Origin of the sequence: Methylobacterium oxalidis (genome assembly GCF_007992195.1) — a bacterium.
Taxonomy (GTDB): domain Bacteria; phylum Pseudomonadota; class Alphaproteobacteria; order Rhizobiales; family Beijerinckiaceae; genus Methylobacterium; species Methylobacterium oxalidis.
Genome location: NZ_BJZU01000131.1, coordinates 1 through 9,889, shown reverse-complemented (window position 1 = coordinate 9,889; position 9,889 = coordinate 1). Strand labels below are relative to the sequence as shown.

At 73.1% G+C, this 9,889-nt stretch carries 11 protein-coding genes; 8 read left to right on the top strand and 3 right to left on the bottom strand.

The genetic code is table 11. The annotated features are described in order from the left end of the window. Positions 1 to 86: 86 nt before the first annotated feature. Positions 87 to 2,798: an aconitate hydratase AcnA gene (gene acnA, locus MOX02_RS24680; RefSeq protein ID WP_147028478.1), complete on the bottom strand. Its 2,712-nt coding sequence runs from the start codon at positions 2,796 to 2,798 to the stop codon at positions 87 to 89. A gap of 345 nt (positions 2,799 to 3,143) precedes the next feature. Between acnA and ccmA the strand changes: the two genes are divergently transcribed. The 5 genes from ccmA (at position 3,144) to MOX02_RS24655 (ending at position 6,227) form a co-directional block, all read left to right on the top strand. Next, a complete protein-coding gene (gene ccmA, locus MOX02_RS24675) occupies positions 3,144 to 3,803 on the top strand; it encodes a heme ABC exporter ATP-binding protein CcmA (protein WP_147028477.1) in 660 nt (219 codons plus the stop codon). Further along, positions 3,800 to 4,468: a heme exporter protein CcmB gene (gene ccmB / locus MOX02_RS24670; RefSeq protein ID WP_147028476.1), complete on the top strand. Its 669-nt coding sequence runs from the start codon at positions 3,800 to 3,802 to the stop codon at positions 4,466 to 4,468. Before ccmA ends, ccmB begins: the two co-directional genes overlap by 4 nt. Positions 4,469 to 4,546: 78 nt before the next feature. After that, a complete protein-coding gene (locus tag MOX02_RS24665) occupies positions 4,547 to 5,347 on the top strand; it encodes a heme ABC transporter permease (protein ID WP_147028475.1) in 801 nt (266 codons plus the stop codon). Between the two features lie 8 nt (positions 5,348 to 5,355). Further along, positions 5,356 to 5,517, top strand: a complete 162-nt coding sequence (ccmD, locus tag MOX02_RS24660) for a heme exporter protein CcmD (RefSeq protein ID WP_147028474.1) — start codon at positions 5,356 to 5,358, stop codon at positions 5,515 to 5,517. A gap of 71 nt (positions 5,518 to 5,588) precedes the next feature. Continuing rightward, positions 5,589 to 6,227 (top strand): DsbE family thiol:disulfide interchange protein, encoded by a 639-nt coding sequence (locus MOX02_RS24655; protein WP_147028473.1) that lies wholly within the window; start codon positions 5,589 to 5,591, stop codon positions 6,225 to 6,227. A gap of 18 nt (positions 6,228 to 6,245) precedes the next feature. Here MOX02_RS24655 and MOX02_RS24650 read toward each other — a convergent pair whose 3' ends face one another. Then, complete coding sequence (locus MOX02_RS24650; RefSeq protein ID WP_147028472.1) at positions 6,246 to 6,875, bottom strand: septation protein A; 630 nt, start codon at positions 6,873 to 6,875, stop codon at positions 6,246 to 6,248. 111 nt (positions 6,876 to 6,986) lie between these two features. Between MOX02_RS24650 and MOX02_RS24645 the strand changes: the two genes are divergently transcribed. After that, positions 6,987 to 7,244, top strand: a complete 258-nt coding sequence (locus tag MOX02_RS24645; RefSeq protein ID WP_170267981.1) for a type II toxin-antitoxin system VapB family antitoxin — start codon at positions 6,987 to 6,989, stop codon at positions 7,242 to 7,244. Continuing rightward, a complete protein-coding gene (locus tag MOX02_RS24640) occupies positions 7,241 to 7,630 on the top strand; it encodes a type II toxin-antitoxin system VapC family toxin (protein WP_306424532.1) in 390 nt (129 codons plus the stop codon). The genes MOX02_RS24645 and MOX02_RS24640 overlap by 4 nt, the downstream gene beginning before the upstream one ends. Positions 7,631 to 7,637: 7 nt before the next feature. On the opposite strand, the gene ftsY is transcribed toward MOX02_RS24640, so the two are convergent. Continuing rightward, a complete protein-coding gene (gene ftsY / locus MOX02_RS24635; RefSeq protein WP_147028470.1) occupies positions 7,638 to 9,134 on the bottom strand; it encodes a signal recognition particle-docking protein FtsY in 1,497 nt (498 codons plus the stop codon). A 57-nt stretch (positions 9,135 to 9,191) separates the two neighbouring features. Here ftsY and MOX02_RS24630 point away from each other — a divergent pair, with 57 nt between their 5' ends. Continuing rightward, complete coding sequence (locus MOX02_RS24630; protein ID WP_147028469.1) at positions 9,192 to 9,881, top strand: RluA family pseudouridine synthase; 690 nt, start codon at positions 9,192 to 9,194, stop codon at positions 9,879 to 9,881. Positions 9,882 to 9,889 lie beyond the last annotated feature (8 nt).

The following is a 9,889-nucleotide window of genomic DNA, read 5'->3' as shown; positions in this document are numbered from 1 at the left end:
CGGGAGAGGTGGGGCGCCGGCGCCGCCTGCGCCGACCTGAAACGACCGGGCGCGGGCCCCCTCCCCCATCCCGGAGAGGCGGGCGCTCAGGCCGCCAGGGAGCGCAGCACGTAGGGCAGGATGCCGCCGTTGCGGAAGTACTCGAGCTCGTCGAGCGTATCGATCCGGCAGGTCAGCGGCACCTCCTGCCTCGTGCCGTCGGCGGAGGTGATCTCCGCGACGAGCGTCTGGCGCGGCTTGAGCTCGCCCGCGAGCCCCCGGATCGTGACGGTCTCGTCGCCCTTGAGCCCGAGCGAGGCCCAGCTCGTGTCGCCCTGGAAGACCAGCGGCACCACGCCCATGCCCACGAGGTTCGAGCGGTGGATGCGCTCGAAGCTCTCGGCGACGACGGCGCGCACGCCGAGCAGCTTCGTGCCCTTGGCCGCCCAGTCGCGCGACGAGCCGGTGCCGTACTCCTTGCCGGCGAAGACCACGAGCGGCGTGCCGGCCTCGGCGTACTTCTGCGCGGCGTCGTAGATGAACATCCGCTCGCCCGAGGGCTGCAGCAGCGTCCAGCCGCCCTCGACCACGGTGCCGCCCTCGTCCCGCACCATCTGGTTCTTGATGCGGATGTTGGCGAAGGTGCCCCGCATCATCACCTCGTGGTTGCCGCGGCGCGTGCCGTACTGGTTGAAGTCCTGCACCCGGACCTGATGGTCCTGCAGGTACTTGCCGGCCGGCGAGGCCGCCCGGATGTTGCCGGCGGGCGAGATGTGGTCCGTCGTGATCGAGTCGAGGAAGAGCCCCAGGATGCGGGCGTCCTCGATGTCGGTGACGGGCGCCGGCACCTTCTCCATGCCCTCGAAGTAGGGCGGGTTCTGCACGTAGGTGGAGCCCGAATCCCAGGCGAAGGTCTCGGCCTCCGTCACCTCGACGGCCTTCCAGTACGCGTCGCCGCCGAACACGTCGGCGTAGCGCGACTTGAACAGGGCGGAGGTGATGTTCTTCTCGATGAACGCCTGCACCTCGGTCGAGGACGGCCAGATGTCGGCGAGGTAGACGGGCTTGCCGTCCGAGCCCGTGCCGAGCGGGTCCCGAGTGAGGTCGATCTGCATCGAGCCGGCCAGCGCGTAGGCGACGACGAGCGGCGGCGAGGCGAGGTAGTTCGCCCGCACGTCGGGGTTCACGCGGCCCTCGAAGTTGCGGTTGCCCGAGAGCACGGCCGCCGCCACCACGTCGTTGTCGTTGATCGCCTTCGAGATCGGCGCCGGCAGCGGCCCCGAATTGCCGATGCAGGTGGTGCAGCCGAAGCCGACGAGGTTGAAGCCCAGCGCGTCGAGCGGCTTCTGCAGGCCGGCGCTCTCCAGGTACTCGGCCACCACCTGGGAGCCCGGCGCCAGCGAGGTCTTCACCCAGGGCTTCGAGGTGAGGCCCTTGGCGACCGCGTTGCGGGCGAGCAGCCCCGCGCCGATCATCACGCTCGGATTCGAGGTGTTGGTGCAGCTCGTGATGGCGGCGATCACCACGTCGCCGTGGCCGATGTCGAAGTTCGCGCCCTCCACGGGATAGCGCTTGGCGATGTCGGCGGCCTTGCGGAACTCGCTCTCCATCGACTGCGCGAAGCCGGGCTTGGCGGCGTCGAGCAGCACCCGGTCCTGCGGCCGCTTCGGGCCGGCGAGCGAGGGGCGCACGTCGCCCATGTCGAGCGCGAGCGTGTCGGTGAAGACGGGATCGGGCGTGTCGGCGTCGCGCCACATCCCCTGCGCCTTGGCGTAGGCCTCGACCAGCGCGATGCGCTCGTCCGAGCGGCCGGTGACGCGCAGGAAGTCGATGGTCTTGCGGTCGACGGGGAAGAAGCCGCAGGTGGCGCCGTACTCGGGCGCCATGTTGGAGATCGTGGCGCGGTCGGCCACCGCCATGTCGTCGAGGCCGGGGCCGTAGAACTCCACGAACTTGCCCACCACGCCCTTCTTGCGCAGCATCTGCGTGACGGTGAGCACGAGGTCGGTCGCCGTGGTGCCCTCGGGCAGACGCCCCGAGAGCTTGAAGCCGACGACCTCGGGGATCAGCATCGAGAGCGGCTGGCCGAGCATCGCGGCCTCGGCCTCGATGCCGCCGACGCCCCAGCCGAGCACGGCCAGCCCGTTGACCATGGTGGTGTGCGAGTCGGTGCCGACGAGGCTGTCCGGGTAGGCGACCTCGGAGCCGTCCGAGGAATCGGGGTCCGTCCGCGTCCAGACGGTCTGCGACAGGTATTCCAGGTTCACCTGGTGGCAGATGCCCGTGCCGGGCGGCACCACGGAGAAATTGTCGAAGGCCGTCTGGCCCCACTTCAGGAAGGTGTAGCGCTCGCCGTTGCGCTGGTACTCGAGAGCCACGTTGTCGGCGAGCGCCTTCGGGGTGCCGAACTCGTCGACGATGACCGAGTGGTCGATCACGAGGTCGACCGGCACCAGCGGGTTGATCTTCTGCGGGTCGCCGCCGAGCGCCACCATGGCGTCGCGCATGGCGGCGAGGTCGACCACGGCCGGCACGCCGGTGAAGTCCTGCATCAGCACCCGCGCGGGGCGGAAGGCGATCTCGGTCTCGTCCTTGCCGCGGTTGCCGAGCCAGGCCACCGCCGCCTCGATGTCCGCGCGCCGGACGGAGCGGTCGTCCTCGTAGCGGAGCAGGTTCTCGAGGAGCACCTTCATGGAGAAGGGCAGCGCCGCGGCGTCGGCGAGCCCGTTCCGCGAGGCCTCGGGGATGGAGTAGTAGGTGTAGGTCCTGCCCCCGACGTCGAGCGTCTGGCGGGACTTGAAGCTGTCGAGCGATGCCACGGCTAGTCTGATCCTCGCTGGCGTTTGTCGAACACGCGCAGGCATAACCTGCGCCACGAACAGTGTTCGGCTGAACTCGCGCCGTTGCCGGCGCGCGCCGCCCCGGGGGTGCCCGGGCAGGATGATGCGCGAGGGGCGAATTGGACGCCCGATGGGTCGCGCGGCGCAGCCTGCGGCCCGTATAGAACAGTTCGAAACTCGCCGCTACGGGGCCCCGATGACACTGGCGCGCGGGTGTCGGCGGCGGGCGCGGGGCGCGAGGGTCTCGGTCATAAGCCCCTCGCATGGACGCTGGGCCGCTGCGGCCTTATGAGGGCAGCGCCTCCCCTCGCTTCGGCTGACCCCGTGCGGCTCTCCGTCACCAACCTCGCCGTCCGCCGCTCCGGGCGCCGCATCTTCGCGGGGCTCTCCTTCGCGCTCGGGCCGGGCGAGGCGCTGATGGTCACGGGGCGCAACGGGGCCGGCAAGTCGACGCTGCTCGCCGTGCTCGCCGGCCGGCTGAAGCCCGACGCGGGCGAGGTCCGGGTGGCGGAGGTCGGCGAGGCGAGCCTGCCCGAGTGCCTGCACGTGGTCGGCCACCGGGACGGCTTGAAGAGCGCGCTGACGGCCGAGGAGAACCTCGCCTTCGCCCGCGACCTCCTCGGCGCCCCGGCGCTCGCGCCCGCCGAGGCGCTCGCCGAGATGGGCCTCGCCCACGCGCTGCGGCTGCCCGTGGCCTACCTCTCGGCCGGGCAGCGGCGGCGCGTGGCGCTCGCCCGCCTCCTCGTCTGCCGCCGGCCCCTCTGGCTCCTCGACGAGCCGACCGCCGCCCTCGACACGGCCTCGCAGGCGGTGCTCGCCCATCTCATGGCCCGGCACCGGGCGGGCGGCGGCCTCGTCGTGGCGGCGACCCACCAGGGGCTCGGCCTCGCGGACGCGCGGGAACTGCGCATCGAGCGCCCGGTCCCGCCGGCGGCGGGCGGGCCGGGGGACGCGGCCTGGGACGCCGCGGAGACCGTCGCGTGATCTCCGCCTTCCGGGCCCTCGTCGCCCGCGACCTGACGCTCGCCGCACGGGTCGGCGGCTCGGGCGCGCTCTCGCTCGTCTTCTTCCTGATGATCGTGGCGCTGGTGCCCTTCGCCCTCGGGCCCGACCTCAACCTGCTGTCGCGGATCGGGCCCGCCATCCTCTGGCTCGCGGCGGTGCTCGCCACGCTCATCGGCCTCGACCGGCTGTTCCAGGCCGACGAGGAGGACGGCTCCCTCGACCTGATGACGGGCGCCCCGGCACCCCTGGAGGTCGTGGTGCTCGCCAAGGTCGCGGCGCACTGGCTCACCACCGGCCTGCCGCTCGCGCTGGCCTCGCCGCTGTTCGGCCTGCTGGTCGCCCTCGACGGCACGGCCATGGCCGCGACCGCCCTCACCCTCCTCGTCGGCACCCCGGCGCTCACCTTCGTCGGCGCGGTGGGCGCCGCGCTCACCGCCTCGATCCGCCGCGGCGGGCTGATCCTCGCCGTGCTGGTCCTGCCCCTGATGATCCCGACCCTGATCTTCGGCGTCTCGGCGGCGCAGTCGGCGATCGGCGGCACCGTGCCCTTCGCCACGCCGCTGACGATCCTGGCCGCGCTCAGCCTGATCGCGGCGGTGGTCGGCACCCTCGCGGCGGCGGCGGCCCTGCGCTGGTCGGAGTAGGACGAACCGGGCGGCGGGCCCGGCTGCGCCGCTGCCCCGCATTGCCGCTGCACCGCACCCCGCGCTAAAGCGGAGGACATGACTGCCTCGCTCTGGACCCGCCTGTCCAATCCCGGCCACTTCCTGCGCTGGTCCGGCGCCGCCGGGCCGTGGCTGGCCGGCCTGTCGGCGCTGACGCTCGGGCTCGGCCTCTACCTGTCCTGGTTCGTGGCACCGCCCGACTACCAGCAGGGCGAGACGGTCAGGATCATGTTCATCCACGTGCCGGCGGCCTGGCTCGGCGTGTTCTTCTACGGCTCGATGACGCTGTCGGCGATCGGCACGCTGGTCTGGCGCCACCCGCTGGCGGACGTCGCCCAGCGCGCGGCGGCGCCGATCGGGGCGGCCTTCACCCTCGTCTGCCTCGTCACCGGCTCGCTCTGGGGCAAGCCGATGTGGGGCACCTACTGGGTCTGGGACGCGCGGCTGACCTCGATGCTCGTGCTGCTCCTGATCTACTGCGGCATCATCGCCCTGTGGCGCACCATGGAGGATCCGAACCGGGCCGCCCGCGCCGTGGCGATCCTCACCCTCGTCGGCGCCGTGAACCTGCCGATCATCAAGTTCTCGGTGAACTGGTGGTCGACGCTCCACCAGCCCGCCTCGATCCTGCGCATGGGCGGGCCGACCATCGACCCCTCGATGCTCTACCCGCTCCTGACCATGATCCTGGCCGCCACGATCCTCGGCGTCACGCTCCACCTCTACGCCATGCGCACCGAGATCCTGCGCCGCCGCGTGCGCACGCTCACGATCCGCGAGGCCGAGCGGCTCGACGCCGGCGCCCCCACCCTCGTGCCGGCGCCGGCGGGCGCCGCGCCCCTCGGCCAGGCCCTGTGAGGCGCCCCATGCTCGGCTTCGAAACCCACCTCGGCCCCCATGCCGGCTTCATCCTCGGAGCCTACGCCTTCACGGGGCTCGTGATGGGCGGCCTCGTCCTCAACGCGATCCGCGACCGCCGGGCGCAGGAGCGCGCGCTCGAAGACCTGCAGCGGCGGGGCCGGCCGTGAGCGAGCCGCGTTCCCTCCCCCCTGCCCACCCCCCTGCCCAGACCCCCGCGCCGACGCCCGCCCCGGAGCCGGTGCGCCGCTCGCTGCTCCTCGTCGTCCCGCTCGTCGCCTTCGCGGTGCTGGCCGGCCTGTTCTTCCTGCGCCTGCGCTCCGGGGTTGACCCGGCCGCGATCCCCTCGGCGATGATCGGCAAGCCGGTGCCGTCCTTCGAGCTGCCGGGCGTCCCCGGGCTCGAGGCCGAGGGCCGGCCGGTGCCCGGCCTCTCCAGCGCCGACCTCAGGGGGGGCGTCACGCTCGTGAACGTCTGGGCCTCGTGGTGCGCCCCCTGCCAGGTCGAGCACCCCATGCTGATGCGGCTCGCGAAGGAGCCCGGCCTGCGGCTCGTGGGCATCGACTACAAGGACGCGCCGGAGAACGGGCGCCGCTTCCTGGCCCGCAACGGCGTGCCGTTCTCGGCGGTCGGCCTCGACGCGAGCGGGCGCGTGGGCATCGATTTCGGCGTCTACGGCGTGCCCGAGACCTTCATCGTCGGGCCGGACGGCGTCATCCGCGACAAGCTCGTGGGCATCGTCACGCCCGAGAACCTCGCCGACGTGCTGGCCAAGGTCCGCCGGGCGGCGCAGGCGGGGGGGCAAGCGGGCGGCCAGGCGGGCGGCCAGGCGGGCGGCCAAGCGGGCGGCCAAGCGGGTGGGCAGGCGTCGGCGCGCTGAAGTCTCGGCGGCGAAGGTTCAGGCGGCCTTCGCCGGGTCCTCGGCGCCCGGCTCCTTGCGCTCGTGGCGGGCAAGCAGCGGGGTCTGGGCGAGCGCGAACAGGATCGTCAGCGGCATGATGCCGAAGACCTTGAAGCTGACCCAGAAATCCTCGGTCTGGGTGCGCCAGACGATCTCGTTGAGCGCCGCCAGCGCCAGGAAGAACAGCCCCCAGCGGAAGGTGAGCTTGCGCCAGCCCTCGTCGGTGAGCGCGAACACGCTGTCGAGCACCACCGAGAGCAGCGACTTGCCGAAGGCGAGGCCGCCGAGCAGCACGAGGCCGAACAGGGTGTTCACGATGGTCGGCTTGACCATGATGAAGGTCTTGTCCTGCAGCACCAGGGTCAGCCCGCCGAACACCACCACCACCACGCCGGAGACCAGCGGCATGATCGGCAGGCGCCGCATGAGCGCGTAGTGGATCGAGAGCGCCACCACGGTGGCGACGATGAACAGGCCCGTGGCCGCGAACAGCTTCTGGTCGGCGGCCACGCCGAAGCGCTCCGCGTAGGCGTTGCCGAGGAAGAACAGCACCAGCGGCCCGAGCTCGAGGACGAGCTTCGGCAGCGGCGCGAGGTGGCGTTGCGGGGGGACGGATTCGATCTGCATCAACGGGTCCGGCTTGCGGGGCGCGGCGGTGGCGAGGGCGCGTTCCTGGCGCCGCCGCGGACCCCGATGTAAGCTATGACCCCGCGCTTTCCTATCCGAGCCCGACGCCCCATGACGATCCGGATCGACCACGAGGAGATCGAGGCGCTCATCGCCGACCTCGCGGCCCGCACCGGCCGCGACCGCGACGCCCTCATCCTCGACGCCCTGCGGCGCGAGCGCGAGCGGCTGGAGGGAGACCGCGCGCGGGCGGCGGAGGGGCTGGCGGCCGACGCGGAGCTGCGCGCGCGCTGGCACGCCCGTCCGCTTGCCGATCCCCGGCCGGTCGACGCGATCCTGGCCTACGACGAGAACGGCCTGCCGGTGTGATCGTCGTCGACACATCCGCCTTCGTTGCCATCCTCGCCGAGGAGCCCGAGGCGACGATCTTCTCGGAGCTCCTGTCCCTGGCGGGCCGGCGCGTGATGTCGGCCGGAACGTACCTCGAATGCGCGATCGTCGCGGCCGGACGGTTCGGTGGCGGGGTCGACCTTGATCGCTGGCTCGAACGGCGCTCGATCGAGGTCCTGCCCGTCGATCACGCTCTCGCCCGCCGCGCGGCCGACGCCTTCGCCCGGTACGGCAAGGGCCGCCACCCGGCGGCCCTCAACTTCGGTGACTGCTTCGCCTACGCCCTCGCGACGGCTCTCGACGCGCCGCTCCTCTTCAAGGGCGAGGACTTCGCCCGCACCGACGTGGCGCGGGCGGGCCCTTGAGCCGGCCTCAGTCCTTCTCCAGCCCCGCGATCGCCCGCGCGAAGTCTCGGGCGGCGAAGGGCTCCAGGTCCTCGACGCCCTCGCCGACCCCGATGAAGTGCACCGGCAGCCCGAACTTCGCGGCGAGCGCCACGAGGATGCCGCCGCGGGCCGTGCCGTCGAGCTTCGTCATCACGAGGCCGCTCACGGGGGCGGCCTGCGAGAACAGCTCCACCTGGCTCAGGGCGTTCTGGCCGACGGTGGCGTCGAGGACGAGGATCGTGGCGTGGGGCGCGTCCGGGTCGAGCTTGCGCATCACCCGCACGATCTTCTCCAGTTCGGCCATCAGCCCGGCCTTGTTCTGCAGGCGGCCGGCCGTGTCGATGAGGAGCACGTCGGTGCCCTGGCGCCCGGCCTCCTGCAGCGCGTCGAAGGCGAGGCCCGCCGCGTCCGCGCCCTGGCCGCGGGTGACGACCGGCGTGCCCGTGCGCTCGCCCCAGACCTTGAGCTGCTCCACGGCCGCGGCGCGGAACGTGTCGCCGGCCGCCAGCATCACGCTGCGCCCCTCCGCCCGCAGCTTCAGGGCGAGCTTGCCGATCGTCGTGGTCTTGCCGGCCCCGTTCACGCCCACCATCAGCACGACGTAGGGCTTGCGCGCGGCGTCGATCCGCAGGGGCTCGGCCACGGGGTCGAGGGCGCGCTCGACCTCCGCGGCGAGGATCGCCCGCACCTCGTCGGGCGAGATGCCCTTCTCGTAGCGGCCCTTGCCCACCGCCTCCGAGACCCGCGTCGCGGTCTCGACGCCGAAATCGGCCTGGATCAGGGCGTCCTCCAGATCCTCCAGCGTGGTCGCGTCGAGCTTGCGCTTGGTGAACAGGCCCGTCACCCGCTCGGAGAGCGAGGACGAGGTGCGCTTCATGCCGGCGGTGAGCCGGCCCCACCAGCCGCGCTTCTCCGGCGCCTCGGCGAGGTCGAAGTCCTTGGCGGCGTCGTTGGCCAGAGCGGCCGCGGTGTCGACGGGCTGGATGTCGGGATCGGGCGCCGCGGTGCCCGGCTCCAGGCCGGCGGCGGTGATCGGGCGCTGCGCCGTCCCGGACGTCTCGGACCCGTGATCCGCGGGCGGGGTCCCGTCGGGCCCGTCTTCCGCCCGCAGGGGCTCGAAGGCCTGCGAGGTCGTGTCGGCGGGCTCCGCCCCGCGCGCGGGCGCGTCGCCGGCCGTGCCGGCGGGCGGACGCTCGGTGTCGCCCTCGATCGGCTGCAGGTCGGCGCCCTCGATCTCGTCGGGCACGGCGTTCCGGTCCGGCTCGTCCGGCGCGGGCTCGGAGGGCGGCAGCGGCACGTGGCTGACGTCGTCGGCGCCGGTGGCGAAGTCGGGCTCGCCCTCGGAGGGCGAGGCCGGGGAGTCCGGGGCCGGGGATTCCGGGGCCGGGGATTCCGGGGCCGGCTCCGGCGCCTCCTCGGCGGCCGGCGCGCCCTTGCGTCCGAACAGGCGGCCGAACCAGCCGGGCTTCTCGTCTTGACTCATGCGTCCCTGCTCCCGCAGGCCGGCCCCTATCCGCCGACCCGAAATTCCGTGCCACCGATGATCCTGCCTGACATAGGGGCCCGCCTCCTCTACCGCGATGCCCTGCTGCTCGTCATCGACAAGCCGGCGGGCCTGCCCGTGCATCCGGGCCCGAAGGGCGGCGAGACCCTGACCGACCATCTTGACGCCCTGCGCTTCGGCCTGCCGCGCCGCCCCGAGGCGGTGCACCGGCTCGACCGCGACACCTCGGGCTGCCTCGCGCTCGGGCGCCACGCCAAGGCCCTCGCCCGGCTCGGCCGCCTGTTCGCGTCAGCCGCCGCCGAGAAGGTCTACTGGGCGCTGGTCGAGGGCGGGCCGGAGGCGGACGCCCTGACGATCGATCTGCCCCTCGCCCGCCGCTCGGACGACCCGCGCAGCTGGTGGATGAAGGCGGACCCGGCGGGCGAGCCGGCCCTGACGCAGGTCCGGGTGCTCGGCCGCACGCCCGACGGGGCGCGCAGCGTCCTGGAGCTGCGGCCGGTCACGGGCCGCACGCACCAATTGCGGGTCCACTGCGCGGCGACGGGGTTCCCCATCGTCGGGGACGCGATCTACGGCTCGGCCCCCCGCTCCGGCGGCCCGGGCCTGCAGCTCCACGCCCGCGCGCTCACCCTGCCGCTCTACCCGAAGCGGGAGCCGGTCCGGGCCGAGGCGCCGGTGCCGGAGCACATGCGGGCAGGCCTCGAAGCCTGCGGCTGGCCGGCCTGAATCGATCG